The sequence below is a fragment of the Pseudorhodoferax sp. Leaf267 genome (assembly GCF_001422405.1).
In the GTDB taxonomy this organism is placed as follows: domain Bacteria; phylum Pseudomonadota; class Gammaproteobacteria; order Burkholderiales; family Burkholderiaceae_C; genus Pseudorhodoferax.
This window is the reverse complement of sequence record NZ_LMMV01000022.1, coordinates 415,486-440,755: the sequence shown is the minus strand read 5'-3', so window position 1 is coordinate 440,755 and position 25,270 is coordinate 415,486. Positions and strand designations below refer to the sequence as shown.

At 69.2% G+C, this 25,270-nt stretch carries 20 protein-coding genes and 1 riboswitch; of the genes, 13 read left to right on the top strand and 7 right to left on the bottom strand.

Annotation, left to right across the window (positions count from 1 at the left end; translation table 11 throughout):
- Positions 1 to 42 precede the first annotated feature (42 nt).
- The 5 genes from uvrC to ASF43_RS21865 are packed head-to-tail and all read right to left on the bottom strand — an operon-like array spanning position 43 to position 6,300.
- Positions 43 to 2,082: an excinuclease ABC subunit UvrC gene (gene uvrC, locus ASF43_RS21885; RefSeq protein ID WP_056185590.1), complete on the bottom strand. Its 2,040-nt coding sequence runs from the start codon at positions 2,080 to 2,082 to the stop codon at positions 43 to 45.
- Between the two features lie 45 nt (positions 2,083 to 2,127).
- Positions 2,128 to 3,096 (bottom strand): tripartite tricarboxylate transporter substrate binding protein, encoded by a 969-nt coding sequence (locus tag ASF43_RS21880; protein ID WP_056185587.1) that lies wholly within the window; start codon positions 3,094 to 3,096, stop codon positions 2,128 to 2,130.
- Between the two features lie 24 nt (positions 3,097 to 3,120).
- The gene (locus tag ASF43_RS21875; RefSeq protein WP_056185584.1) at positions 3,121 to 4,080 is read right to left on the bottom strand and encodes a tripartite tricarboxylate transporter substrate binding protein; all 960 of its coding nucleotides are present in this window, start codon (positions 4,078 to 4,080) and stop codon (positions 3,121 to 3,123) included.
- Positions 4,081 to 4,108: 28 nt separating this feature from the next.
- Complete coding sequence (locus tag ASF43_RS21870) at positions 4,109 to 5,089, bottom strand: hydroxymethylglutaryl-CoA lyase (protein ID WP_200932585.1); 981 nt, start codon at positions 5,087 to 5,089, stop codon at positions 4,109 to 4,111.
- On the bottom strand, positions 5,086 to 6,300 hold the full coding sequence (locus ASF43_RS21865; protein ID WP_056185581.1) for a CaiB/BaiF CoA-transferase family protein: 1,215 nt from the start codon (positions 6,298 to 6,300) through the stop codon (positions 5,086 to 5,088). The genes ASF43_RS21870 and ASF43_RS21865 overlap by 4 nt, the downstream gene beginning before the upstream one ends.
- Positions 6,301 to 6,407: 107 nt before the next feature.
- Between ASF43_RS21865 and ASF43_RS21860 the strand changes: the two genes are divergently transcribed.
- The 3 genes from ASF43_RS21860 to efp all read left to right on the top strand — a co-directional run bounded on the left by ASF43_RS21860 (position 6,408) and on the right by efp (position 8,977).
- Complete coding sequence (locus tag ASF43_RS21860) at positions 6,408 to 7,298, top strand: LysR family transcriptional regulator (RefSeq protein ID WP_056185782.1); 891 nt, start codon at positions 6,408 to 6,410, stop codon at positions 7,296 to 7,298.
- Positions 7,295 to 8,311 carry an elongation factor P maturation arginine rhamnosyltransferase EarP gene (earP, locus tag ASF43_RS21855; protein WP_056185578.1) on the top strand — a complete coding sequence of 339 codons (1,017 nt, stop codon included), beginning with the start codon at positions 7,295 to 7,297 and terminating at the stop codon, positions 8,309 to 8,311. Before ASF43_RS21860 ends, earP begins: the two co-directional genes overlap by 4 nt.
- A 111-nt stretch (positions 8,312 to 8,422) precedes the next feature.
- Positions 8,423 to 8,977 (top strand): elongation factor P, encoded by a 555-nt coding sequence (efp, locus tag ASF43_RS21850; RefSeq protein ID WP_056185577.1) that lies wholly within the window; start codon positions 8,423 to 8,425, stop codon positions 8,975 to 8,977.
- 85 nt (positions 8,978 to 9,062) lie between these two features.
- Here the strand turns inward: efp and ASF43_RS21845 are convergent, their stop codons facing one another.
- Both ASF43_RS21845 and ASF43_RS21840 read right to left on the bottom strand, forming a co-directional pair.
- A complete protein-coding gene (locus tag ASF43_RS21845; protein ID WP_056185779.1) occupies positions 9,063 to 11,801 on the bottom strand; it encodes a DUF349 domain-containing protein in 2,739 nt (912 codons plus the stop codon).
- A gap of 89 nt (positions 11,802 to 11,890) precedes the next feature.
- Positions 11,891 to 15,550, bottom strand: coding sequence for a DUF748 domain-containing protein (locus ASF43_RS21840; protein WP_235578330.1), 3,660 nt, complete (start codon positions 15,548 to 15,550; stop codon positions 11,891 to 11,893).
- Between the two features lie 623 nt (positions 15,551 to 16,173).
- Between ASF43_RS21840 and ASF43_RS21835 the strand changes: the two genes are divergently transcribed.
- The 10 genes from ASF43_RS21835 (at position 16,174) to ribD (ending at position 25,219) form a co-directional block, all read left to right on the top strand.
- Positions 16,174 to 16,998, top strand: a complete 825-nt coding sequence (locus ASF43_RS21835; protein ID WP_056185573.1) for a lytic transglycosylase domain-containing protein — start codon at positions 16,174 to 16,176, stop codon at positions 16,996 to 16,998.
- Positions 16,999 to 17,018: 20 nt separating this feature from the next.
- Positions 17,019 to 17,169: riboswitch (ZMP/ZTP riboswitch) on the top strand.
- 34 nt (positions 17,170 to 17,203) lie between these two features.
- Positions 17,204 to 18,448, top strand: a complete 1,245-nt coding sequence (gene glyA / locus ASF43_RS21830) for a serine hydroxymethyltransferase (protein WP_056185570.1) — start codon at positions 17,204 to 17,206, stop codon at positions 18,446 to 18,448.
- A 23-nt stretch (positions 18,449 to 18,471) separates the two neighbouring features.
- Positions 18,472 to 18,921 carry a transcriptional regulator NrdR gene (gene nrdR, locus ASF43_RS21825; RefSeq protein ID WP_056185568.1) on the top strand — a complete coding sequence of 150 codons (450 nt, stop codon included), beginning with the start codon at positions 18,472 to 18,474 and terminating at the stop codon, positions 18,919 to 18,921.
- A gap of 111 nt (positions 18,922 to 19,032) precedes the next feature.
- The gene (locus ASF43_RS21820) at positions 19,033 to 19,602 is read left to right on the top strand and encodes a GspH/FimT family pseudopilin (RefSeq protein WP_082498060.1); all 570 of its coding nucleotides are present in this window, start codon (positions 19,033 to 19,035) and stop codon (positions 19,600 to 19,602) included.
- On the top strand, positions 19,596 to 20,141 hold the full coding sequence (gene pilV / locus ASF43_RS31280) for a type IV pilus modification protein PilV (RefSeq protein ID WP_056185561.1): 546 nt from the start codon (positions 19,596 to 19,598) through the stop codon (positions 20,139 to 20,141). Before ASF43_RS21820 ends, pilV begins: the two co-directional genes overlap by 7 nt.
- A gap of 37 nt (positions 20,142 to 20,178) precedes the next feature.
- A complete protein-coding gene (locus tag ASF43_RS21810; RefSeq protein ID WP_162241843.1) occupies positions 20,179 to 20,895 on the top strand; it encodes a PilW family protein in 717 nt (238 codons plus the stop codon).
- Positions 20,896 to 20,911: 16 nt separating this feature from the next.
- Positions 20,912 to 21,622 (top strand): pilus assembly protein, encoded by a 711-nt coding sequence (locus ASF43_RS21805; RefSeq protein ID WP_162241842.1) that lies wholly within the window; start codon positions 20,912 to 20,914, stop codon positions 21,620 to 21,622.
- Positions 21,619 to 23,562: a pilus assembly protein gene (locus ASF43_RS21800; protein WP_056185553.1), complete on the top strand. Its 1,944-nt coding sequence runs from the start codon at positions 21,619 to 21,621 to the stop codon at positions 23,560 to 23,562. The genes ASF43_RS21805 and ASF43_RS21800 overlap by 4 nt, the downstream gene beginning before the upstream one ends.
- A gap of 19 nt (positions 23,563 to 23,581) precedes the next feature.
- Positions 23,582 to 23,998: a type IV pilin protein gene (locus tag ASF43_RS21795; RefSeq protein WP_056185549.1), complete on the top strand. Its 417-nt coding sequence runs from the start codon at positions 23,582 to 23,584 to the stop codon at positions 23,996 to 23,998.
- A gap of 123 nt (positions 23,999 to 24,121) precedes the next feature.
- On the top strand, positions 24,122 to 25,219 hold the full coding sequence (ribD, locus tag ASF43_RS21790) for a bifunctional diaminohydroxyphosphoribosylaminopyrimidine deaminase/5-amino-6-(5-phosphoribosylamino)uracil reductase RibD (protein WP_056185546.1): 1,098 nt from the start codon (positions 24,122 to 24,124) through the stop codon (positions 25,217 to 25,219).
- Positions 25,220 to 25,270: the final 51 nt, after the last annotated feature.

The window sequence follows — 25,270 nt, the reverse complement described above, 5'->3', positions numbered from 1 at the left end:
TGTGTCATGTGCCCATGGCCCTTCCAGGCCACGGGCACCGTGTCAGTGCAGGGCGCGGTAGATGCGGTCGGCCAGCTCGCGCGAGACGCCTTCGACGGTGGCGATGTCCTCCACACTGGCCGCGGCCACGCCGCGCACGCCGCCGAAGCGCTGCAGCAAACGCGCGCGGCGCTTGGGGCCGATGCCGGGAATCTCCTCGATCTTGCTACCCCCCACGCGCACCTTGGCACGCGCGGCGCGCATGCCGGTGATGGCGAAGCGGTGCGCCTCGTCGCGGATCTGCGCGACCAGCATCAGTGCGGCCGAGTCACGCGCCAGCGTGGCCTTGTGGCGGCCATCGGCGAACACCAGCTCTTCGAGTCCGACCTTGCGGCCCTCGCCCTTTTCCACGCCGACGATCAGGCCCAGGTCCAGGCCCAGCGCCGTGAACACCTCGCGCGCCATGCTGACCTGGCCCTTGCCGCCATCGACGAGCACCAGGTCGGGCAGCCGTGCGGTGGCCGCAGCGGCCTTGGGTGCTGCCGCTTCGGCGGGCAGCTCGGCGCCAGCCGGCGGATCCTCGACTGGTGCGGCTGCATCGGGCTCCGGCGCGAGGTCTTCCACCGCAGACACGTCATGCGCCTCGGCCTGCACCGGCGCGAACTTGGCGTAGCGCCGCGTCAACACCTGGCGCATGGCGGCATAGTCGTCGCCCGGCGTGATGCCCTCGATCTTGAAGCGCCGGTATTCCGAGCTCTGCATCTTGTGGTGGTGGAACACGACACAGGACGCCTGGGTCGACTCACCGGCCGTGTGCGAGATGTCGAAGCACTCGATGCGGAACTGCTCCAGGTCGTCCGGCGCCAGGTCCAGCGCATCGACCAGCGCGCGCGTGCGGGCCTGCTGCGAGCCCTCTTCGGCGAGCAGGCGGGCCAACTGCAGCGCGGCGTTCTTCTCGGCCATCTCAAGCCATTGCCGGCGCTGCTCGCGCGGGTTGTGCACCGCCGTCAGGCGCTGGCCGGCCTGGGCCGAGAGCGCGTCCATCAGCTCCTTGGACACCGGCTCGCTCGTGATCAGCGCCGACGGCACGGGCACGTCGATGTAGTGCTGCGCGATGAAGGCTTCCAGCACCTGCACCTCGACCGGCTGGGCGACGCCCTCACCGTCGGCTGCCTGCAGCGCCACCGCATCGTCCACGTGGCTCGGAAAGTAAGGCCGATCTCCCAGGTGCCGCCCGCCGCGCACCATGGCCAGATTCACGCAGGCGCGCCCGCCCTGCACCTTGACGGCCAGAATGTCCACGTCCTTGTCGGAACCGGTGTCCATGGACTGCTGGTGCAGCACGCGCGACAGCGCGCCCATCTGGTTGCGCAGCTCGGCCGCCTGCTCGAACTCCAGCTTCTCCGCGTGCGCCATCATGCGCTGCTCCAGGGCCTTGAGCACCTCCTGCGTCTCGCCATCGAGGAAGCGCTCGGCGTTGCGCACGTCCTGCGCGTAGTCGGCCGGTGCGATGTAGTGCACGCAGGGCCCGGAGCAGCGCTTGATCTGGTACAGCAGGCAGGGCCGCGTGCGGTTGGCGAACACCGTGTCTTCGCAGGTCCGCAGGCGGAACACCTTTTGCAGCAAGAGGATGGATTCCTTGACCGCCCAGGCGCTGGGGAAGGGGCCGAAGTAGCGGTGCTTCTTGTCCACCGCGCCGCGGTAGTAGGCCACGCGCGGGAAGTCCGATGGCGCGGTCTGTCGGGACGTCGACAGCTCGGTCGGCCCGGCAGCCGTGATCTTCAGGTAGGGGTAGCTCTTGTCGTCCCGGAACAGGATGTTGTACTTGGGGGCGAGCGTCTTGATGAGGTTGTTTTCCAGCAGCAGCGCCTCGGCCTCGGAGCGCACCACGGTGGTCTCCATGCGCGCAATGCTGCCCACCATGTGGCCAATGCGCGTGCCGCCATGGGTCTTCTGGAAATAGCTGGACACGCGCTTCTTGAGGTCGCGCGCCTTGCCCACATACAGCAGCGCGCCGGCGGCGTCGAAATAGCGGTACACGCCCGGCATGCCAGGCAACGCTGCCACCTGGGCCAGGAGTTCGTCGGAATGCACTCGGGACATGGGCCGTATTGTGGCCGTGCCCCTTTGGTGCCTGCCGCCGTGGGCCTACTCGGCTTCGATCTTCGCGCTCTTGACCACCGTGGCCCAGTTCGCCAGGTCGGCCTTGACGCGCTCGCCGAGCTGCGCGGGCGTCTGGTAGTCGGCCGTGGCGCCCTGCTCCTCGGCCTTCTTCTTGAACGCAGCGCTCTGCACCACGCTGCGCGCATCGGCTGTCAGCTTGTCGACGATGGCCTTGGGCACGCCGGCCGGCGCGAACAGCGCGAACCAGGAGGTGGCGTTCACGCCGGGATAACCGGCCTCGGCCGTGGTCGGCACTTCGGGCAGGCTGGGCAGGCGCTCCTTGCCGGTGACGGCCAGCACGCGCAGCTTGCCACCCTGGATGTGCGGCATGAACGGCGGGGCCGTGCCGAAGGTCAGGTCGACCTGCCCGCCCAGCAGGTCCTGCAGCGCCGGGCCCGTGCCCTTGTACGGCACATGGACCATCTTGATGCCGCCCTGCTGCTCCAGCATGGCGCCCGTCACGTGCTGCAGCGAGCCGTTGCCCGACGAGGCGTAGTTCAGCTTGCCCGGGTTGGCCTTGGCGTAGGCGATGAGTTCGGCCAGGGTCTTTACGGGCAGGCCCTCGCGCACCACGATGATCTGCGGCGCCGAGATCACATTGGCCACGGGCTGGAAGTCGCCCTGCTCCCACTGGTGCGCCTTGGTCAGCAAGGGCGAGATCACGTGGTAGCCCGAATACTGCAGCAGCAGCGTGTAGCCGTCCGGAACGGCGCGCTTGACGATGCTCGCCGCGATGGCGCCGTTGCCGCCGCCCTTGTTGTCTACCACCATGGACTGGTTCAGCAGCGGGCCCATGGCCTGGGCCAGCATGCGGGCCGACAGGTCGGTGGTGCCGCCGGCGGCCGTGGGCACGACCAGGGTGACGGGCTTGTTCGGGTAGTCCTGTGCCAGCGCCGGTGTGGCGATGGCCGCGGCAGCGGCGAGGGCAATGAAATGCCTGCGGGCGAGATGCATGAACGAAGTCTCCTTTTGATAAAACTAATCGACCTGGGCGCCGGTCTCCTTGACCACGCGCGCCCATTTCGGCAGATCGGACTGCACCAGCGTGGCGAGTTGCGCCGCCGAGCCCTTGAACGGCTCGCAGCCCACGACGGCCAGCTTGTCGGCCGTCTCTTTCTGGTCCAGCGCGGTCGCCACGGCGGCCTGCAGCCGCGCGACGATGGGCGCGGGCGTGCCTGCCGGCGCGAACATGGCGTACCAGGGTGCCTGGCCGAAGCCCTTGAGCGTCTCGCCAATCGTGGGTACGTCGGGCAGCGCGGCCACGCGCTTCTCGTTCACCACGCCCAGCACCTTGAGCTTGCCGCTCTTCACCAGGCCGATGACCGAGGGCAGGCTTTGCACCGACAGCGGCACCTGGCCGCCCGCCACATCGGCCGCGGCCTGGGCCGAACCCTTGTAGGGCACGTGCTGCAGCTGGATGCCGGCGGCCTTTTGCAGCATCTCGCCGATCAAATGGTTCAGCGTGCCGTTGCCGGCCGAGGCATAGGTGTACTTGCCGGGCGCGGCCTTGGCCAGGGCCACGAGTTCGGCGACGTTGTTGGCCGGGAAGGACGGGTTGGCCACCAGCGTGTAGCCGGCCGTGGCAATGGGCGCGATGGGCGTGAAGTCCTTGACCGGGTCGAAGCCCGGGTTCTTGTACAGCGCCGGGCCGATCACATGCGCGCTGTCGGCCGTGACGAGCAGCGTGTAGCCGTCGGGCTTGGCGCGCGCGGTGTTGGCCGTGGCCAGCGTGCCACCCGCGCCGGGCTTGTTGTCGACGACCACGCTCTGGCCCAGCTGCTCGGACAGGCGCTGGGCCAGCACGCGCGCGATCGCGTCGTTGGCGCCGCCGGCCGCCTGGGGCACGACGAGGGTGATGGGTTTGTTCGGGTAGTCCTGGGCCTGGACGGCGAAGGCGCCGGCGGCCAGGGCCAGCAGCAGCGTGCGGCGGACGATCATGCTTGTCTCCTACGTTGTTGAAATGGGATCAGGCGCGGGCCAGGGCGCGGGCGCGCGTGGCCTCGAAGTCGGAGGGCACCGGGTGCAGGTCCAAACGGCGTCCGGCCTTGACGATCTGGCCCGGCAGCTCGTGGCCGATCAAGGCCGGCAGGCGTTCTGCGGCGGCGATCAGCAGCCCCAGGTCCACGCCGGTGTCGTAGCCCATGAGCTGCAGCGCGTGCACGATCTCCTCGCTGCAGACATTGCCCGAGGCGCCCGGCGCATAGGGGCAGCCGCCCAGGCCGCCGAGCGAAGTGTCGTAGCAGTCCACGCCGGCCGCGATGCCCGCCAGCACGTTGGCCAGGCCCATGCCGCGCGTGTTGTGGAAGTGCAGCGTGAACAGCACGCCAGGCCAGCGCTGGCGCGCCTGCTCCGCCAGCTGGCGCACCTGCGTGGGGAAGGCCATGCCGGTGGTGTCGCACAGCGTGATGCCGGCCACGCCCAGGTCGACGAAGCGCTGCACCCAGCCGAACACCGCCTCGGGCGCGACATCGCCCTCCATCGGGCAGCCGAACACACAGGACAGCGACACGTTGACCGGCACCTGGGCCGCCTGTGCCGTGGCGATGACCTGGGCCAGGCCAGCGAAGGACTGCTCTTGCGTCATGCGCAGGTTGGCCAGGTTGTGCGTGGCGCTGCAGGACATGACGAGGTTCAGCTCGTCGGTGCGGGCCTCGATGGCGCGCTCGGCGCCGCGCACGTTGGGCACCAGGGCGGTGTAGACCACACCGGGCCGGCGCGCGATCTCGCGCATGACGATCTCGGCATCGCGCAGCGCGGGGATGGCGCTGGGCGAGACGAAGGAGGTGACCTCGATCTTGGACAGGCCGGCCGCGGACAGGGCGTTGACCAGCGCGATCTTGTCCTCGGTGGGCACGAAGGCCTGCTCCATCTGCAGGCCGTCGCGCATGCCGACCTCCTGCATGAAGAGGCGGCGGCCTGCGCCGTTCCAGATGTTGTCGATGTTCATGCGATGACTCCCTTGCTGCGCAACAGCGCAATTTGTTCGTTGGTCAAACCAGCCTCGGCGAGCACGGCATCGGTGTCGTCGCCCAGCTTCGGCGCGCTGCTGCGGATGCGCCCCGGCGTGGCCGACAGCTTGGGCACCACGCCCGGCACGGTGACGGTGTCGCCGTCGCGCGTGGTCTGCTGCAGCAGCATGCCGCGCGCGCGGTAGTGCGGGTCTTCCGCGATGTCGCGCGCGGTGTAGACCTTGCCGGCCGGCACGCGGGCCGCGCCCAGCAGGTCCAGCACCTGCTGGACGGTGCGGCCGGCGGTCCATGCGCCGATGGCCGCGTCGATCTCGGCCACGCGGGCCACGCGGCCGGCGTTGTCGGCCAGGTCGGGCGCGTTGGCCAGGTCGTCGCGGGCGATGGTGGCCATGAGCCGTTTGAAAATGCTATCGCCGTTGCCGGCCACCAGCACCCAGCCGTCGGTGCAGGCATAGGCGTTGCTGGGCGCAATGCCGGGCAAGGCGCTGCCAGCCGCCTCGCGCACGGCGCCGAAGGCGCTGTACTCGGGGATCAGGCTCTCCATGCAGTTGAAGACCGCCTCGTGCAGCGCCACGTCGATGACCTGGCCCTGGCCGCCGTTGACCTTGCGGTGGTACAGGGCGGTCAGCACGCCGATGGCACCGTGCAGCGCGGCCAGCGTGTCGCCAATGGAGATGCCGCAGCGCACCGGCACGCGGCCGGGCTCGCCGGTCAGCTGGCGCAGCCCGCCCATGGCCTCGCCGACCACTCCGAAGCCGGGCATGTCGCGGTACGGGCCGGTCTGGCCGTAGCCCGAGATGCGCAGCATCACCAGGCCGGGGTTCAGCGCGTGCAGTTCCTCGGGCGACATGCCCCAGCCTTCCAGGGTGCCGGGGCGGAAGTTCTCGATCAGCACATCGGCCTCGGCGATGAGCTTGCGGGCGATGTCCTGGCCTTCGCGCTGGCGCAGGTCCAGCGCCAGCGAGCGCTTGTTGCGCGACTGCACCTGCCACCAGACCGAGGTGCCGTTCTGGATCATGCGCCAGTTGCGCAGCGGATCGCCGCTACCGGGGGGCTCGATCTTGACCACGTCGGCGCCGAACTCGGCAAGCGTCTTGCCGCAGAACGGGCCGGCGATCAGCTGCCCCATCTCGACCACGCGCACACCGGCCAGGGCCAGCGGGGTGGGTTGTGCATCGCGCGTCTGCATCGTCTTCGTCTCCTTGCGTGGGGCCGGATCATGCGGCAGGCCCGCGTGGGCGCAAAACGCTGATGCGCGACGCCGCCATCGCAATCCGGCATGGCAGACTCGGCGCCGTGAAACTCGATCCTGTCTCCCTGCGATTGTTCGTGGCCGTGATGGAGGAGAACGCCATCGCACGCGCCGCCGCGCGCGAACACATCGCCCCCTCGGCTGCAAGCCGGCGGCTGGCCGAGCTGGAGCAGCAGCTGGGCGTGGAGCTTTTCGCGCGCAGCAACCGCGGCAGCCAGCCCACGCCGGCCGCCTACGCGCTGCTGCACATGGCGCGCGGCGTGCTGAACGACCTGGACGGGATCGCCGCGCAGATGCGCGACTACGGCAGCGGCTTGCGCGGCCAGGTGCGCGTGGTGGCCAACATCTCGGCGATCACGCAGTTCCTGCCGGACGAGCTGCAGCGCTTCATGGCGCGGCACCCGCAGGTGCAGGTGCGGCTGCAGGAGCAGATCAGCACGGCGATCGCGCGCTCGGTGGCCGAGAACGCGGCCGACCTGGGCATCCTCAACGAAGGCGCGTATGGCGACCGGCTGCAGCTGCTGCCGTACCGCGAGGACGAGCTCGTGCTGGCCGTGCCGGCCACGCACGCGCTGGCGCGGCGCAAGCGCGTGAAGTTAGCCGACGCGCTGCCCTACGACGTGGTCGGCATGCACCCGGGCAGCGCGATCCACAACCAGCTGGTGCGCGCGGCGGCCGAGGCCGGGCAGGAGCTGCGGCTGCGCATGCAGGTCACGAGCTACGACGCGCTGTGTTCCATGGTGGCGGCCGGGTTGGGCATCGGGCTGATCCCGCGCCAGAGCGCGCTGATCTTCCGCGCTCTGGCGATCCGGCTCGTGGCGCTGGACGAGCCCTGGGCGCTTCGCCGGCTGATGCTGTGCCTGCGTGCGCAGGAGGCGCCCGGCGGCGTGGCGCGCTTGCTGGTCGAGCACCTGCAGGCCGGGGCCGCGCCATGAAGTGGGAGCTGTTTTGCCGCGTGATCGACAACCACGGCGACCTGGGCGTGTGCTGGCGGCTGGCGAGCGAGCTGGCGCGGCGCGGCGAGCAGGTGCGCCTGTGGTGCGACGACGTGCGCGCGCTGGCGTGGATGGCGCCCGGTGGCCAGGCTGGCGTGGAAGTGCTGCCCTGGCAGGACATCGCGCCGCCTGGCGGTCTGGGCGAGGTCGTCATCGAGGCCTTCGGTTGCGAACCGCCACCGGCCGTGCTGGCCGACATCGGCCAGGCCGATCCGGCGCCGGCCTGGATCAACCTGGAATACCTGTCGGCCGAGGGCTATGTGGCGCGCTGCCATGCCCTGCCCTCGCCCGTGATGGCCGGGCCTGCGGCCGGGCGCACGCGCTGGTTCTTCTACCCCGGGTTCACGGCGGACACGGGCGGGCTGCTGCGTGAGGCGGACCTGCTGCAGCGGCAGCAGAGTTTCGATGTCGCGGCCTGGCGCGCGCGCCACGGCGTCGCGCCGGGCACGCTGGCCGTCTCGTTGTTCTGCTACGAACCCGGCGCCTTGCCCGATCTGCTGGGCCAGCCGAACGTGCACCTGCTCGTGACGCCAGGCCGGGCCGCCGCTGCCGTGCGCGCCCTGGCACCGACCCTGCCCGTCACCTGGCTGCCCGCCGTGCCGCAGCCCGCCTTCGACGAGATGCTGTGGGCCGCCGACCTGAATTTCGTGCGTGGCGAGGATTCCCTGTTGCGCGCGCTGTGGGCCGGCCAGCCCTTCGTGTGGCAGATCTACCCCCAGGACGACGGGGCGCATGCGGAGAAACTGCAGGCCTTCCTGGACTGGCTGCAGGCCCCGCCATCGCTGCGCGAAGCCCATGCGGTCTGGAACGGATTGGCGCCCGGCACCCTGCCGGAACTGAGCCCGGCCCGGCTGGCCGAATGGCAGGACTGCGTGCACAAAGCCCGCAAGACCCTGCAGGCTCAGACGGATCTGGCGACCCAGCTGATCCGATTCGCACACGAAAAGCATTAAAATGCCGGGCTTTGCGAATTCTCGCAACATCCTGACGCAGCCCATTCAAGTGGAGGGTTGCGCCCCGGCGGCCTCGCTGCCCCGGGTTTCACAACCTCCGACTGAACCCTTATGAAGATCGCTCAAGAAATCCGCGCCGGCAACGTGATCATGCACGGCAAGGACCCCATGGTCGTGCTCAAGACCGAATACAGCCGCGGCGGCCGCAATTCCGCCACCGTGCGCATGAAGCTCAAGAGCCTGATCGCCAACTTCGGCACCGAAGTGGTGTTCAAGGCCGACGACAAGATGGACCAGGTCATCCTGGACAAGAAGGACTGCACCTATTCCTACTTTGCCGACCCCATGTATGTCTGCATGGACGAGGAATACAACCAGTACGAAGTCGAAGCCGAGAACATGGGCGACGCGCTGAACTACCTGGAAGACGGCATGCCCGTCGAAGTGGTGTTCTACGACGGCAAGGCCATCTCGGTCGAACTGCCGACCAGCGTGGAGCGCGAGATCACCTGGACCGAGCCGGCCGTCAAGGGTGACACCTCGGGCAAGGTGCTCAAGCCCGCCAAGATCGCGACCGGCTTCGAGATCCCGGTGCCGCTGTTCGTCGCGCAAGGCGACAAGATCGAAATCGACACCCGCACGGGCGAATACCGCAAGCGCGTCTGAGCCCGGCTGACACTTCCCCATAAGAAAAGCGCCCTCGGGCGCTTTTCTTTTTGGCAGGAACGCCCCGGGTGGGGCACCCTTTCGATCAGCGCTTGAGCAGGACCTTCAGCACGTTCTGCACGCGGCGTGCGTTCGCGGCGTCGTAGGGGCTGGCCAGAACCTTGGCCGTGTCCTGCGCCCAGGTCTGGGCCGGCGACGGGTCATTGCGGCGCGTCAGCAGCTGCAACTGCAACATGCGGCGCGCGCTGATCTGCTCGGCCGGCGTCGGCGCTTCGGCGGCGATCTCCAGGCGCAGCAGCGCCTCGGAGGCCGCGCTGGCGTCGCTCGCCGGCGCCGAGATGCTCTGCACCCACTGGCCGCGCACGGTCGAATTGACGCCGGCACCGAGCTCCTGCGCGCTGGGCACCTGCTCGGCCTCGCGCTTCTCCCAGGCGGTCAGCAGGTTCGTGAGCACCTCGCCGTGGGCCTGCGCCGCCAGCTTGCGCAGCGCTGCCTGGGCGTGGTCCATGGCCTCGCGCTGCGCACGGAAGGCGGCATCGCCCAGGCGCGGGCCGCGGTCGGCCATCGGCGGGCGGGCGCCGAAACGGCCACCATCACGGCTGTCGCGGCGCGGTTCGAAGCGGTTCTCGCCAGGGCGTGCCGCGCCGCGGTCGCGGTCGCCGAAGCGGCCGGCAGGGCGTGCTGGCGCGGGCTGCGAGCGCTGGTTGCCAGGGCGGTCATCGCCGCGCATCGCCACCACGGGCTTGCGCACGGGCGCGGGTGCGGGCGCCGGTGCGGGTGCAGGCGCCGGGGCCTCGGAGGCCTCGCCCTGTGCAACCGCCTCGGACGGGGCGGCGGCTGCATCTGCCGGAGCCGCACCCTCGGCCGGCGCAGCGGCCGGCGCCGCGGCTGCAGCAGCCGCCGCGTTTTCAGCCGCCACGGCAGCCGCCTGGCCGCGCGTTGCCGCCTCCAGCGCCGCCAGCGCGCTGCGGATCTTCTGCGCATCGCCGCTCGCATTGGCCGCCTCGACCGCACGCGCGGCGTCGAGCACCGCACGATCGACCTGGCTCATGGCGCCGGCGGCCTTCTCGCGCTCCTCGGTCTTGCGCTGGAAGGCTTCGTCGATGGGCTTGCGGAACGCGTCCCACAGCTTCTGTTCGAACTTGCGTTCCAGCGGAATGGTCTGCGCCTCGGACTGCCAGCGCTGCTGCAGTGCCTTGACGGCGTCGATACGCAGCATGGGCGCAGCGCCCAGCACCTTGGCCTCTTCGATCAACGCGCGGCGGCGGTCGATGCTGGCCTGCTGGGCCTGTTCCAGCGGCGCGGCCGCAGCCTGGATGGCTTCCTTCCACTGGGTCTGCAGGTCGGCAAAGACCTTCTCGCCCAGGTGGCCGGCTTCGCGCCAGCGGTTCTCGAACTGGTGCAGGCTGCGGCCCAGCAGCTTCCAGTCGGTGGACGCGGCGTGTTCGGCGCCCCAGGCCTTGAGCTCTTCGAGCAGCGCCAGGCGCTGGGCCTTGTGTTCGGCGGCTTCGGTCTTGCGCTTGTCCAGCCAGTCCTCGACGACCTTGTGCGCGGCATTGCAGGCTTCGTCGAAACGCTTCCACAGGGCATGGTTGGGCACGCCGCCCTGGTCGGTCTGCTTCCACTGCTCGCGCATCTGGCGCAGCGTGTCCTGCATCTTGCGGCCGCCCAGCGCATGGCCTTCGGGCCGCTTGAGCAGGCCTTCGGCCTTGATGACGAGTTCTTCGCGCAGTTGGTCGGCGCGCCAGCGTTGCCAGCCCTCCAGTTCGCCGGCCGAGGCCAGTGCGGCATGGGCGGCGGCTTCGAGCTTGTCGTCGATCGCGCGGCTGTTTTCCTTGAGCGCATTGCGCAGCGCGGCCGCGGCGGCGCTGCTGGCCTTGCCATGGCCTTCGGTCAGTTCCTGCTGCAGCTTGGCCAGCGCCTCGTTCACGCGCTGCTGCGCCTGCTCGCGCACGGCCGGGTCGACCGGCGGGCGCGGCGGCTTGGGCGCTGCGGGCGCGGCCACGGGCTCCAACGTCTCGCCACGCGCCACGCGCAGCGCATCGGCCCAGACCGGCACCGGCGGCAGCGGCGCAGCTGCGTCTTCGGACGCGACGCGCGCCTGCTCCAGCGAAGCCTGAAACGCATCCCAGACGACCAGCAACTGCGCCTTGGAGGCATCGAGCTGGGGCGGGAAGCGGCTGTCCACGCTGGCCCAATTGCCATCACCGGCCAGGCCTTCGGCCTGTTCCTGCCAGTGGGCGACGTCGGTCTTGAGCACGGGCAGCACGGCCAGCGCGTCCTGCCAGGGCTTGGTGGACAGCACTTCGATGCGCTGGGCCAGCAGCACGGCCGCCTCGCGCTGCACCTGCACGCGGTGCTGCAGGTCCTCGATGCCGCGCACGCGGTCGGCCAGCTGCGTCTTCAGCGAAGCCAGCGGCTCCTTGGACAGCGGCGCGCCGGCCTTGGCGGCGTCGCGCTGCCAGGCCATGGCGTCGGCGATGTTCAGGCGTTGCAGCTCCAGCAGCGCGCCGGCCTTGGCGGCCCATTCGGCGGCAATGACCTCCTGGCCACGCGCGCGCTTGATCTCGTCGAGCTTCTCGCGCAGGGGCTTGGCCGCGCCGCGGTCGCGCACGCTCAGGTCCTGGAACACCTGCTGGATCTGCTCGGCGTCCGGGTTGGTGGCGAGCCAGTCGCGCACGCGCGCAGCGCGCTCGCCCGAGGTCGGAGCGGAAAAGGCGCCCCCGGTCAGCGCGTCGAGCGGATGAGGGTCTTGGGATTTGGAAGAGGTCGAAGTCACCACGGGCGTTCTAGAAAGATGTGATGCAGCGGGCAAGCGCGGCATCTGCAGGAGGCACAAAAGGAAATGCGCCATGGACGGCGCGCTGGTTCACCGCGTATTTTCGCCGCATTTGCGCAAGCGCGTAGACAGGGTCAGGGCGTTGCCAGTTCCAGGTCGGCGCGTGGCGGCCCGGCGGCATCGGCCGGCAGGGTCTTGGGTGCACCCAGGAACAGCCGTTCCAGCGGTACCTGTTTGGACGCCAGGTAGTCGCGCACCGCCACGCCGCGCTGCACGGCCAGGTTGCGTGCGGCATCGTCGGACAGTTGCATGCTGGCGATCAGCAGGGCCTCCATCTCGGCGCCGGGGATGTCCTTGGCCAGGCCCAGCGCGTTGCGCGGCTTGTCCAGCTCGGCACGCTGGTAGACCGCCTTGAGCAGCTCCGGGTATTCGTCGTCGCCGATCGGCACCGGGGCCTGTCCTGGCGCGCCCGACGGGATGGATTGCCCGGCGGCGACGTCGCGGCGGCGCTTTTCAGCTTGCAGCATCCGCTGCAGGCGCTCGCGCTGCATCCCGACGCGCTCGGCGTCCAGGTTGGCGCTGCCGACGACCGACAGTTTCAACGCCGGCCGATCGGTGAGCGCGGTGGCCACCTTGTCCAGGCGCTTCTCGGCTTCCTGGTCCAGGGCTGCACTGCCGGGCTTGAATTCGACGCGGCCCAGTTCCTCGCCGCCGCCGCCGAAGGCACTGGCCAGCAGGCTGAATGGCGAGGTGACGGCCTTGAGGATCAGGTTCCCGATGATCTTCAGGATGACCGGCCCCAGGCTGAACTGCGGGTCGTTCAGCGAGCCCTGGATCGGCAGATTCAGGTCGATGACGCCGTTGCGGTCCGCCAGCAGCGCGGTCGCCAGCCGCACCGGCAAGCTGGCCGGCGCGCCAGGAACCGGGTTGCCGAACGTGAGCTGGTTCAGCACCAGGCTGTTGCTGGCCGTCAGTTGTCCATTGGGCAGCACTTCATAGTGCAGGTCGACGCTGAGCTTGCCGCGTTCGATGCCGTGGCCGGCATACTTGACGGAATAGGGTGACAGCGGCGGCAGTTCCAGGTCGCGCACCTTGGCGTAGATGTCCAGCGCCAGCGGCTTGGCCAGCGGGTTGAGCTTGCCCGTGATCTCCAGCGAGGCCGTGCCCTCGGCCCGACCGCGCAGCTCCAGGTCCGCCAGCGCCGGGCTGCCGCCGGCCACACCGGCGGAATCGAAGGCGCTGAGCCGGCCGCGCAATTCCGTGAGGTTCGCCGTGTAGTTGGGCTTCACAAACCGGTCGGAGAACAGCACCCGGCCGTTCTGCACCTCGATGGGGCCGAAGCGGATGCTGGGGCCTGCGGTTTGCGCGGCGGCGGCCACCGACGCAGGCGCTGCCGGTGCGGCGGGTGCCGATGCCTCGGCCTTGACCAGGTCCTGCAGATTGATGCGCCCACTCTCGTCGACGATGACGCGCGCATAGAAGTCACTGAGCGAGGTCTGCTGGACGGCCACGGAAGTCACCGATCCCGGCGCCATGTCGACGGCCAGGCCGCGCAGGCGCAGCGCATTCCAGGTCAGCAGGTCGCGCCTGCCGCCCGCGCCGCCCGGCGTGGCGCCGCCGCGCTGCTGCGAACGGAAGTCCTCCACGCCCAGGTCGCCCGCCAGTTGCAAGGCCGGGCCGCCGGCCTGCGCCGCATAGCGCACCTTGCCTTTGAAGCTGGTGTCGGCGCGCGCGATCTGCAGGTTCAGCGCATTGCCGAAGTACGGCTCCAGCGCGTGCAGGGGCAATTGCCGGGTGTCGACCTCACCCTGGGCCACCAGGGGTTGCATCGCCAGCTGGCCCTTGAATGTGATCTGGCCCGGCGCTGTCTGGGCCGACGCGACGGCAGCCGACAACTCCAGCGCCGAGGGCTGCGCCATCCGGTCCGAGCGCAGCCCGCGCGCCCGCACACGCAGTCCCGACACGCCAAGCGCCACGGGCCGCGCAGTGGCCTGGTCGGCAAAGGCCAGCGCGCCGTCGTCCAATTCCAGGCTGTCGAGCGTGACAGTCCAGGGTTTGGCGGGTGCGGACGTCGCGGCAGGCGTCGCAGCGGGCACCAGCCAGGGCTCGAACATCCAGCGGCCAGTGCTGTCACGGGCAACGGCCAGGCGCGGCCGGTCCACGCTCAGCACGCCGATGTCGACGGCCTGGCGCGCGACATCGACGCGGGCCTTGCGCAGTTCCAGCTTGCGGATGCTGGCCTCCTGGGAATCCACCGTCGCCTGGGCGTTGCGGCCGCGTGCCGAGGGCGTGCCCAAGGCCAGCTGGCCCAGCGTCACGCGCTCGGCGTCCACGACCAGGCCCGCGTCGGCCTGCCAGGCCAGGGCGAGCTCGGCAGACAGATCGCCCTGCAGACCGGGCTTGAGCACTCCCGCCAGATACGGCGCGGCCAGATCCAGCCCGGCGTGCTCCACTGTCAATTGCACGTCGGCCGACCGGTCGGTGGCGCCGCCGCTGAAGGTCAGCACCGCAGGCGATGGCGCGGCTTGCTGCGCCGTCCCGGCCCCCGCCACGCGTGTGGAGCCGCTCAGCCGCAACGGCCGCGTGAACGGCCATTGCAGGTCTTCCAGCGTGAGCTCCAGCTGGTCCAACGCCAGCTCGGCCGGGGCGCCGGAGGGCGATGCTGCGGCATCGGTCCAGCCGACCCGACCGCCCTTCAAGCCAGCCTTGCCCAGCGTCACGGTCCAGGCGGGGGCCGGTGCGGCCTCTGGCGCCGGTACGGGCTGAGCGGTCTCGGCGGCGCGGGGTGCCAGGTTCAGCCGGCCCGCCGCATCGCGCCGGACCTGCAGGCGCGGCGCCACGACGTCCAACGAGGACAGCCGCACGAGGCGTTCCAACGGGCGCAGCTCGGCGATGTCCAGCGCCACGTGCTCGATCTGCAGCAGGTCTTTCCCGCCTGGGTCGGCCGCTCGCAGATCCTGCAGCGCGAGATGCCCGTCCAGCACCACGGAGGGCTTGGGCGTCTGCACGAACCGCAGGTGCAGCTCGGCGTCCACCACGCCCGCCTGCAACTGCATGGGCAAGCCGGACGGCAGGTAGGAAAGATAAGGCTGCAGGTCCAGCCGCGCGACCTTGAGACTGGCCTGCGTGCGACGCGAGTCGACGAACGGCGTGCTCTGCGCAGCCGAATCGAACGCGCTGCCATTCAAGCTGAACGCCAGCCGCGGCTGCGTCTCGGTCTCGACGTACGCTGGCAGGTTGCTCAAGAATGGAATGCCGAGCTCCAGGCTGCGTACGGTGTGCGTCTTGCCAACCACCGCGTCGTGCACATCGACTTCGCCACCCGACAGCGTCACATTGGAGATTGCGAACGGTAAAGGCTTGCCGGGCGGGGTGTTCTGCGGTGCTGCCAGCCTGGCCAGGATATCGTCGATGTCGTAGTGGCCGGCGGACTGCTGGGTCAGATTGACGTGCGGCTGGCCGACATGCAACGCCTGGATCACCGGCCCCAGACGCAACACGGACTGCAGCGCAAGGTTCGCATAGAGCTGCCCCACCCGAACCTGCTCGCTGCGGCCGTCCTGCCCGTGCAGCACGAAGTCCGACAGCGTCAATTCCAGCGTCCAGGGCCGGAACTCCACGGCGCCGATGCTGGCCCTGCGGCCGAGCGCCTGCTCGATCGCGCGCTCCGCTTGCGGCTTGAGCAGTGCCGGCAGCCACCACAGCGCCATGCTCCAGAAGAAGGCCAGGCCCAAGACCACGTAGCCTGTGCGACGAAGCCAGGCCGGAATGCGGTGAAGAAGCCCTGTGCGCATGGGCGGCATGGTACTGCGCAGGATCGGCACGGATGGCGGCGGCCTGAAACAGAAAGCCCGGCGCAAGAGCGAGTCCTGCAACCGGGCTGGGTGGCCGACTCATCGTCGTTTGCCACCGGTTTCGCAGGCAAGAGGTCAATGTCTTGCCATACGGTGAAGGCAAGAGATTGCCTTCGAGGGTTACCAGAGCTTGCGATCGCTTGGCAACGAGGCCATTGATCGCTCCTTCCAGTGAATGCTCGCGTCGTGCAAGCGCCTTCACTTTAGCGGTGCGTCCCGGGCATTTCAAAGCCCTTGTCTCAATCGCGCGCAGCGCTGTGATTGAAGTGTTTGTGTTGACAACTAAGGCACGCGCTAGCGTCGGCGGACGCCGTCAGGGTTGCGGTTTGTTAGCACTTTTTGAAATTACATGTCTATTTGTTATTCTTGACTTGATATTAAAGCCACTTCACAATCCGCCCGACCCCCTTACGGGGACTTGGGGTTTACCCGTACTGCCGCCTGGCAGGTGAATCGCGTCCGCGCAGTGGACTGCTGCGATTCCGGAACAGACCCCACCCAATCGCCAAGCCGAGCGCCTCAGCAAATCGCTGTGGGTCCCGGCTGCTGAGATGAGGAAGGCTATGGAAGTTTTACGGAATTTTGTGCGCGGCCTGCGCACCTTCGGCTCCGACGTCGCGCAGGGATTCTTCGAGATCACCCACAACGGCTTTGCATTGGTAGGGCTTGCCGTCGTCCTGTGCGCAGGGGCTGCGATCGCGCGTCCCGATTTGCGCCAGTCGGTCGAGGTCGAACTGATGGGCTGGCTGCAGCAGCGCAATGTGGTCGCCGTGGCGGAACCCGTCTGGCAACCGTCGGAACCTGGCGCAGTGGAACGCGCCACGGCCAGCGACCCGGCCCATCTGCCCAAGCAGCAGGCAGCCGTTGCGTTCTGGCTCAGCAAGAAGTACCGCGTGGCGCCCGAACCTGTGAGTGCCCTGGTCGCCGAGGCCTATGAGGTCGGCCGCCTCGCCAAGCTGGATCCGACGTTGATTCTGGCCGTGATGGCCATTGAATCGGGCTTCAACCCGTTCGCGCAGAGCACGGTCGGCGCCCAGGGCCTGATGCAGGTCATGACGCGCGTGCACACTGCCAAGTACGAAAGCTTCGGCGGCGCCATGGCGGCCTTCGACCCGCTGACCAATCTCAAGGTGGGCGTGAAGATCCTGCAGGAATGCATCGCGCGCGCAGGCTCGGTCGAGGGTGGGCTGCAGCATTACGTGGGTGCGGGCAACAGCGACATCGGCCAGAACTACGCCATGAAGGTCCTGGCCGAACATGCGCGCCTGTTCCAGGTGGCGACCGGTCGCGCGTTGCCGCCGCCGGTGCCGCAGACCGTCCCCGCCGTGGCTCCGGCAGAGACGCCGGAGCCCACGCCAGACACGCTGGTGTCCATGTCCAGCTCCTGAGTGGGGCCTGGGCTACACTAGCGCCCGTGCGCAACTGGCGATAGGCAGAGGTCGACGCAGACCCTTTGCTGACGTGGGCCCGCAGGACATTTCTGCTCCTGGACAACCACTGGGAAGCGCACCGCGAGATCTCCGATCCACCGCGTTCAGCCGTTCGCCTGGGCAGCCCTTGTACTGATACAAGGCCATACCTTTGAGGACTGCCATGTACGACCGCAACATCCTGATCGAGCAAGCCGACCCCGAGCTGTTCGCTGCCATCCAGGCCGAGAACGCACGCCAGGAACACCACATCGAGCTGATCGCCAGCGAAAACTACGCCTCGCCGGCCGTCATGGCCGCGCAGGGCTCGCAGCTCACCAACAAATACGCCGAAGGCTACCCCGGCCGCCGCTACTACGGTGGCTGCGAACACGTCGACGTGGCCGAGCAGTTGGCCATCGACCGCGTCAAGCAGATCTTCGGTGCCGACGCCGCCAACGTGCAGCCGCATTGCGGCGCCTCGGCCAACCAGGCTGTGTTCCTGGCCTTCCTCAAGCCCGGCGACACCATCATGGGGATGAGCCTGGCCGAAGGCGGCCACCTGACGCACGGCATGCCGTTGAATATGAGCGGCAAGTGGTTCAATGTGGTGAGCTACGGCCTGAACGCCAAGGAAGAGATCGACTACGACGCCATGGAGCGCCGTGCGCACGAGGCCAAGCCCAAGCTCATCATCGCCGGCGCCTCGGCCTACAGCCTGCACATCGACTTTGCGCGCTTCGCCAAGGTGGCCAAGGACGTGGGCGCGATCTTCATGGTCGACGTGGCCCATTACGCAGGCCTGGTCGCCGCTGGGGTCTACCCCAACCCGGTGCCGCATGCCGATGTCGTGACCTCCACCACGCACAAGAGCCTGCGCGGCCCGCGCGGCGGCATCATCCTGATGAAGGCGCAGCACGAGAAGGCCATCAACAGCGCCGTGTTCCCCGGTCTGCAGGGCGGCCCGCTGATGCACGTGATCGCGGCCAAGGCCATCGCGTTCAAGGAAGCCATGGCGCCTGCGTTCAAGGCCTACCAGCAACAGGTCGTGGACAACGCCAAGGTGGTGGCCGAGACATTGACAGCACGCGGCCTGCGCATCGTGAGCGGCGGCACGCAAAGCCACGTGATGCTGGTTGACCTGCGCGCCAAGGGCATCACCGGCAAGGAAGCGGAGGCCGTGCTGGGCTCGGCCCACATGACGATCAACAAGAACGCGATTCCGAACGACCCGGAAAAGCCGATGGTGACCAGCGGCATCCGCATCGGCACGCCAGCCATGACCACGCGCGGCTTCGGTCTGGAAGAGGCACGCGCGACCGCGAATCTGGTCGCCGACGTGCTGGACAAGCCCCGCGACGAAGCGAATCTGGCTGAGGTGCGTCAAAAGGTCGCAGCGCTGACGACGCGCTTTCCCGTCTACCGTTAAGCACGCGAGGACGAGCGCCTGCCATGAAGTGCCCCTTCTGCGGCCATGCGGAAACCCAGGTGGTGGAGACCCGCATCGCCGAGGACGGGGACTTCATCCGTCGTCGCCGGCAATGCGGCGGCTGCGACAAGCGCTTCACGACCTACGAACGGCCCGAAGTCAGCTTCCCTGCAGTCGTCAAGAAAGACGGCCGGCGCACAGACTTCAGTACCGCCAAGCTGCGCTCGTCGTTCGCGCTCGCGCTGCGCAAGCGGCCGGTCAGCACCGAGCAGATGGATGCTGCCATCGACCGCGTAGAGGAAAAGCTGCTGAACCTCGGCGTGCGCGAGGTGCCATCCAATCGCATTGGCGAGCTTGTCATGCGTGAGCTGAAGAAGCTCGACAAGGTCGCGTATGTGCGCTTTGCGAGCGTTTACCGCAGTTTCGCCGACATCGACGAATTCAAGACACTGGTCGACGAAGTGAAAAAGTAGTCGAAGCTTTATTTATTGCATGCAGGTAAGTTTTGTTGTGAACTTGTTATGCAGGATGTAGACAAGTGAGTCCATAGACTGCCCCGCAGATTCTGATCTGCCAGGCAATCCATGCATCCGCCATCAGCCCCTACCCCGCACCTGCGCACGGTGCTCGGGTTCAGCCTCGTCGAGGCGCTGGTCTGCATCGCCATCCTCGGCATCCTCGCTTCCCTGGCGGCCATTCCTCTACGCTCCGCGCTGGAACGCCAGCGCATCGCAGCGACACGCACGGAATTGCTCGCTGCTTTGCAGTGGGCGCGTTGGGAAGCACTGCGCCGCAACGCCACGGTCACGTTGGTGCGCCGCACGGACTGCACCACTGCACTGCCACACGGCGATGCCTGGCATTGCGGTTGGCACGTGGTTGCCGGCCAGCACATCACCAAGACCTCGGTCATCGATCCCGCCGACATCCTGCAAACCTTTGGATTGCCTCAAGGCGTACGCCTGGCGCACCCGGGTGGCGGGCCGCTGCTGCAGTTCGCACGTTCGGGCTACCCCGTGCTGGTGGCCCACAAATTCATCGTCGGACTGCCGGCCGACGACGGCACGGGTGTGGCCGACACGCCCCACGCCACAACTCTGTGCATGAACCGCACCGGCAGGGTTCGCACCCTCGAAGGAACCACGACATGCTGACATCCCGGCGCCCCTTGCGTGGGCAGTATCTCCAAACCGGCCTGTCCTTGATCGAATCTCTGGTCGCCATCGTCGTGCTGGCCCTGGGTGTGGCCGGCCTTGCGTGGACGCAGGCGAGGCTGCTCGTCGACGGGCGCGATGCCAACGCGCGGGCCAACGCCATCTTGCTGATTGGCGACCTGTCCAATCGCATGCTCTTCAACCACGCCACTGCGGCCAGCGGTGGCTATCGCTTGGCCTGGGGCGAAATGCCGACCGTGCGGGACTGCACCAGCGGCTGCTCGGGAAGCGAGCTGGCGCAATCAGACCTCGGCGCCTGGCGTGCCGCGCTGGCGCGCGCGCTGCCGGCCGGCGATGCCTCGGTGTTCCGCTCCAGCGACGACCCGCGTCAGATCGGCATTGCCGTGTCCTGGTCGCTGCACAGCGGCCATGGCAGGGCGACAGACGCGGAAACCGCGCCGTTTGCGGTCACGGCCGCCACGCATGGCGTGGACTGCCCCGAAGGCCAGCATTGCCACGTCGTCTATGTGCAACCGTGAATCGCGCCGGCGCCAGCGTGGCGCCATGCTCGTCGAGTTGCTCACGGGCCTGCTGATCGGGCTCATGGTCACCTTGACCGCCTTGGGCACGCTGGCCTTCATGCAGGCCAGCACGGTCGTTCAGAGTGAGGCATTTCGCCTGCAGCAGAAGATCGATGTCGCGATGCAGACCATCGGCCAGCAGCTGCGTCAGGCCGGCGCGGTCGAACTGCAGCCGGCGCTGAACGGCACAGCTGTCAGCTTCAGCAGCGCCTTCGACGGCCATGCCGGCAGCGGCCATGCCGTGTACGGCGAAGACGGCCGAGGTCATGCGGCCGACGTCCTGCTCGTGAGCCATCAGGACGGAGCCGACACGCGGGACTGCCTGGGCAACCGCCCGGACGCGGAACAATCCGGGATTAGGGTGGACAGTCGCTTCAGCGTCGCCGCCGGTGTGCTGCGCTGCCTGGGCGCCCACCGCGGGACGGGCAGCCAGGCCATCGCGGACCGTGTAGAGGACTTCCAGGTGCGCTACGGCTTGCGGACCGACTCCACATCGGGGCCGCGCTTCCGTTTCGTGGATGCCGCCAGCGTGGGCACGGGCTGGGCCGACGTCCGCGCCGTCCAGGTGTGCCTGCAGATCGCCAGCGAGCGCAGCCTGCAGCCAACCCCGGCTGCCAACCTGCTCGACTGCCACGGCGGCACGATCCCGGCCGATGGCCGCCTGCGCCGCGTCGCGCAGGCCACCTTCACCCTGCGCAACCTTCCGCTCTGAATTCGCCATGCGCCCGATGCGAAAGCTTCAACGCGGTGTCGCCTTGCTGACGGTCATGGTCGTGCTCGTGCTGTGCGTCCTGGCCGTCGCCGCGAACACGCGTTCTGGCCTGCTGCACGAGATGCTGGTCGGCCACCAGAGCGACCAATTGCGCGCCCAGGCTGCGGCAGAGGCGCTGGTGCGCGACGCCGAGATCGACATCCTCGGCGTGCTGCCAGACGGCAGCCCCTGCCAGCCGCTGGCGCCTGGCGCGATCGGCTGCCGGATGCGCGGGGGCGAGGCACTGCCAGGCGCGCCGTATTTCCCCAGCAGCATCGACGAGTTCGAGGAGGCCCGCGCACTGGTGCAGGTGGGCGCTGCCATCCCCTGCCGCGACGGCATCTGCTTCCCCGCCAGCCTGCAGGCGCTGGAACACATCGAAGACGCACTGGACACCATGCAGGCCGTCGGTGCGCACTACGGTCAGTTCACGCGCAGCGGCCTCGCCGCCAGCGCCGTTACGGGCAACCCGCTGCTTGCGCCGACGCCTGCACGCGCGTGGTATTGGATCGAGGCTTTCCTCTATGACATCGGGCCGGACAGCCTGAAGGCCCGCGGCCACCTGCAGCCCGACCCCGTCCGCCCCTTTGTCTACCGCATCACGGCCGTGGCGCTCGGGCTCAAGCCGGGCACGCGCGCCGTCGTCAAAAGCGTGTTCGTTCCCTACCCGAGCGAGCAGATGCAATGACGGCGCCACGCTTCCTCCACGCGCTGGCGCTGCTCGTCGCCTGCTCCTCGGCGGGTGCCGAGCCGCTGAGCGTTGCCATCGCCGCGGAGAGCTCCAGCCTGCTGGGCCACCCGCGCGTCTTCGTCGCACGCCACGATCCACAGACCCGGGCCGGCGACGTGGTGGCCCAGCGCGCAGCCGATGACGACACAGCGCTATGGAGTGCAGCGCGCATGCTCGACACGCGCAGCGAAGCCGAGATCGCAGACCGCCTGGTGCTGACAGCCGATGCAGGGCAGGTCGGCACCGCGTTGCAATGGGCCGACCTGCCGCCCGGCTTGCGCGAGACCCTGTCCATGCAAGGGCTCGATGCGCAGGGGCTGGCCTACCTGCGTGGCGACCGCCGCGCGGAAGGCGCGCATGGCTTTCGGCCGCGCGCATCGCGGCTCGGCGCCATCGTCAATGCCAACGTCTGGTTCGTCGGCCGACGCGGCAGCGCGCGCAAGGCCATGGTCTTCGTGGGCGCCAACGACGGGATGCTGCATGGCTTCGATGCCGACGACGGCAGAGAAAAGATCGCATACGTGCCCAGGGGCGTGCTGCCACGGCTGGCAGCGCTGACGGCAGCGGCAGCCGCCGACCGGCCCACCGTGGACGGCCCGGTGTTCGCTGGCGATGCACCCGTCGGCGAGCACGGCGCCAAAAAGACCGTGCTCGTCGGCGCACTGGGGGCAGGCGGCAATGGCTTTTATCTGCTCGACATCAGCGATCCTGAACGGTTCACCGCAGCCAATGCCGCGAGCACCGTGCTCGTGGACCTGACGGACAGCGCCGACCCCGATCTGGGCCAGATCTTCGCCCCACCCGTGGTCGACGAGGCCGACCCCAACCGCAGCCGCCAAGTCGTGCAACTGAACAACCGCCGCTGGGCCGCGGTCATGGGCAACGGCTACTTCAGCGCCAGCGGTCGGCCGGTACTGCTCATCCAGTACCTGGACGGCGCGCGTGAGTTGCACAGGCTCTCGCCCTGCGCGGCCGCGCCGTCCTGCGCGGTGGCTGGCGACAACGGCCTGTCGGCGCCCCGTCTGATCGACGTCAATGGCGACGGCATGGTTGACCTCGCCTACGCGGGCGACCTGCAAGGCCACCTCTGGAAATTCGACCTCAGCGGCAGGAACGACGGCGAGGGCGGCGCCGCCTGGCGTGTCGCCTTCGACGGCCAGCCCTTCTTCATCGCCCGCGATGCCGAAGGCAGGCGCCAGCCCATGACCACAGCGCCCTACTGGATGCCGCACCCGCAAGGCGGCGTCATGCTGGCGGTCGGCACGGGGCGCAACCTGCAGCGCAGCGACGGGCCCAGCCGGAACGTGCAGTCCATCTACGGCCTGCACGACGACAGTGCCCTGGCCGTGCGGGCCGGGGCGGTCCAGATCACCGACGGGCAGCCCCTGGTGGGCACCGCAGCGCGCCCGGCGACCCTCGTGCAACAGCGCTACACGCACCAGTCCACGGTCGACGGCACGGCCTACTACGGCGCCAGCCGCGTAGCCGTCTCCTATACAGGAACTGACCGGCACCGCGGCTGGTGGATCGACATGCCGCTCGCAGGCCAGCGTGTGCTGCTGCATCCACGCAGCTTCGAGGGCCAGAAGATCCTGGTGCACACCGTGGTGCCCACCCCTTGGGCTGCCGCGAGCCCGGCCGTGCCCTGGAACGCCGGCACCGCGTATCTCTCGGTGCTGAATCTGCTGACCGGCCAGCCTGCGGCCCAGCCCGCATTCGCAGTGGCAGATGCCGGCGTTGACGCGTCGGCCATCGGCATGGTGAGCACCGCGCCGGGCCCGGCGCTGCTCTTTCGCAGGCCCGAGCAGACACAGCTGCGCCACCCGGCGAGCCCGGCCATGGTTCTGCGCAACAGCAAGACCGTCGGTGCGCGCGCTGGCTGGCGCGAACGCCCCTAACCGTCACGACAGGCAGCCCATGCGCCACCGCGCCACAACTGCGCAACGGGGCTATTCGCTGGTCGGATGCCTGGTCACGGCCACCACGGCCTCGCTGGTCGCAGCCACCGCCATCCCGGTCTACGACGACTACATCCGCCGGAGCCACCGCGCCCATGCCCGCGTGGCGCTGGCGCAGGCAGCCCGCTGGATGGAGAGCGTCGCAACGGCCACGGGGGCCTACCCGACGGCCAACACGCGCGTGCAGTCTGTTGCGCTGCCGGGTGACCGCTACACCTTGAGCGCCAGCAGCGCAAACGGCCAGACCTACACCTTGTTCGCCACGCCCACTGCCGCGCAGGCGGCCGACGGATGCGGCACCTTGGTGATGGCCCCGGCCGGGCAGCGAAGCGTGCGCCATGCACGGCTGTCCGTGCAGGAGTGCTGGCCGCGCTGAGCCAGCCCGCACAGGCCGCCCCGGCTGCGCTGCGTCCCCGTGTCATGATCACGCGCCGCGTCTGGCGCTCCGCTCACCGTGACATCCTCTCCTGCTGCACCCTCCCCCCCGCCTGCGGACTTCATGTCAGAGGCGCTCGCACTCGCCGAACGCGCGCTGACGTTGTCCAACCCCAATCCACGTGTGGGCTGCGTGATCGCCAACGCGGACGGCCACGTGCTGGGCCGCGGCTTCACCCAGCAGGCCGGCGGCCCGCATGCCGAGGTGATGGCCTTGCGCGACGCGCAGGCGCAGGGGCTCAGCGTCGCCGGTGCGACGGCCTGGGTCACGCTGGAACCCTGCGCCCACCATGGCCGCACCGGCCCATGCTGCGAGGCGCTGGCGCAGGCCGGCATCGCCCGCGTCGTGGCCGCCTGCACCGACCCGAACCCGCAGGTGGCGGGCCAGGGCTTCGCGCGCCTGGCCGCGGCCGGTGTCGTGGTCGACATCGGCGCCGGTGCGCCGGCCGCGCGCGAGCTGAACATCGGATTCTTCAGCCGCATGCTGCGCAGGACGCCCTGGGTGCGCATGAAGATCGCCGCCTCGCTCGACGGGCGGACGGCACTGGACGACGGCCGCAGCCAGTGGATCACCGACGCGCCCGCGCGTACGGACGGCCACGCCTGGCGCGCGCGCGCCTGCGCCGTCCTGACCGGCATCGGCACCGTGCTGCAGGACGACCCCTTGCTGGACGTTCGGCTGGCGCCCACTACGCGCCAGCCGCACCTGGCGCTGGTCGACAGCCGCCTGCAACTGCCGCTGACGGCGCGCCTGTTCGGCCCGCAACGCCAGCTGCTGGTCTACACCGCCAGCGACGACGCGGCCAAGGCCGACGCATTGCGCGCGCGCGGCGCCACCGTGGTTCGCCTGCCCGGGCGCACGCCCGGAACGGCCGCCAAGGTCGACCTGGCCGACATGCTGGCCGACCTGGCCACGCGCGAGGTCAACGAGCTGCACGTGGAGGCCGGCACCCAGCTCAACGGCTCGCTGCTGCGCGAGGGGCTGGTCGATGAACTGCTGGTCTACCTGGCGCCCAAGCTGATCGGCGCCGGCATGGGCATGGCCCGGCTGGGGCCGCTCGCCGACCTGGCCGACGCGCAGGCCATCGAATACCGGGCCGTGGAGCCGGTCGGCCCGGACCTGCGCATACTTGCCCGCATCCCCGGCCGCGACCGGTTCTGAGGCCAGAAGCCACAGCGACCGGCCGCGAACACAAAGCCTGCGAAAATGCGC

Bases quoted from the DNA above. Each gene is read 5' to 3' on its own strand.
- uvrC (WP_056185590.1), bottom strand. From the start codon at position 2,082: ATGTCCCGAGTGCATTCCGACGAACTCCTGGCCCAGGTGGCAGCGTTG.
- ASF43_RS21880 (WP_056185587.1), bottom strand. From the start codon at position 3,096: ATGCATCTCGCCCGCAGGCATTTCATTGCCCTCGCCGCTGCCGCGGCC.
- ASF43_RS21875 (WP_056185584.1), bottom strand. From the start codon at position 4,080: ATGATCGTCCGCCGCACGCTGCTGCTGGCCCTGGCCGCCGGCGCCTTC.
- ASF43_RS21870 (WP_200932585.1), bottom strand. From the start codon at position 5,089: ATGAACATCGACAACATCTGGAACGGCGCAGGCCGCCGCCTCTTCATG.
- ASF43_RS21865 (WP_056185581.1), bottom strand. From the start codon at position 6,300: ATGCAGACGCGCGATGCACAACCCACCCCGCTGGCCCTGGCCGGTGTG.
- earP (WP_056185578.1), top strand. From the start codon at position 7,295: ATGAAGTGGGAGCTGTTTTGCCGCGTGATCGACAACCACGGCGACCTG.
- efp (WP_056185577.1), top strand. From the start codon at position 8,423: ATGAAGATCGCTCAAGAAATCCGCGCCGGCAACGTGATCATGCACGGC.
- ASF43_RS21845 (WP_056185779.1), bottom strand. From the start codon at position 11,801: ATGCCGCGCTTGCCCGCTGCATCACATCTTTCTAGAACGCCCGTGGTG.
- ASF43_RS21840 (WP_235578330.1), bottom strand. From the start codon at position 15,550: ATGCGCACAGGGCTTCTTCACCGCATTCCGGCCTGGCTTCGTCGCACA.
- ASF43_RS21835 (WP_056185573.1), top strand. From the start codon at position 16,174: ATGGAAGTTTTACGGAATTTTGTGCGCGGCCTGCGCACCTTCGGCTCC.
- glyA (WP_056185570.1), top strand. From the start codon at position 17,204: ATGTACGACCGCAACATCCTGATCGAGCAAGCCGACCCCGAGCTGTTC.
- nrdR (WP_056185568.1), top strand. From the start codon at position 18,472: ATGAAGTGCCCCTTCTGCGGCCATGCGGAAACCCAGGTGGTGGAGACC.
- ASF43_RS21820 (WP_082498060.1), top strand. From the start codon at position 19,033: ATGCATCCGCCATCAGCCCCTACCCCGCACCTGCGCACGGTGCTCGGG.
- pilV (WP_056185561.1), top strand. From the start codon at position 19,596: ATGCTGACATCCCGGCGCCCCTTGCGTGGGCAGTATCTCCAAACCGGC.
- ASF43_RS21805 (WP_162241842.1), top strand. From the start codon at position 20,912: ATGCGAAAGCTTCAACGCGGTGTCGCCTTGCTGACGGTCATGGTCGTG.
- ASF43_RS21800 (WP_056185553.1), top strand. From the start codon at position 21,619: ATGACGGCGCCACGCTTCCTCCACGCGCTGGCGCTGCTCGTCGCCTGC.
- ASF43_RS21795 (WP_056185549.1), top strand. From the start codon at position 23,582: ATGCGCCACCGCGCCACAACTGCGCAACGGGGCTATTCGCTGGTCGGA.
- ribD (WP_056185546.1), top strand. From the start codon at position 24,122: ATGTCAGAGGCGCTCGCACTCGCCGAACGCGCGCTGACGTTGTCCAAC.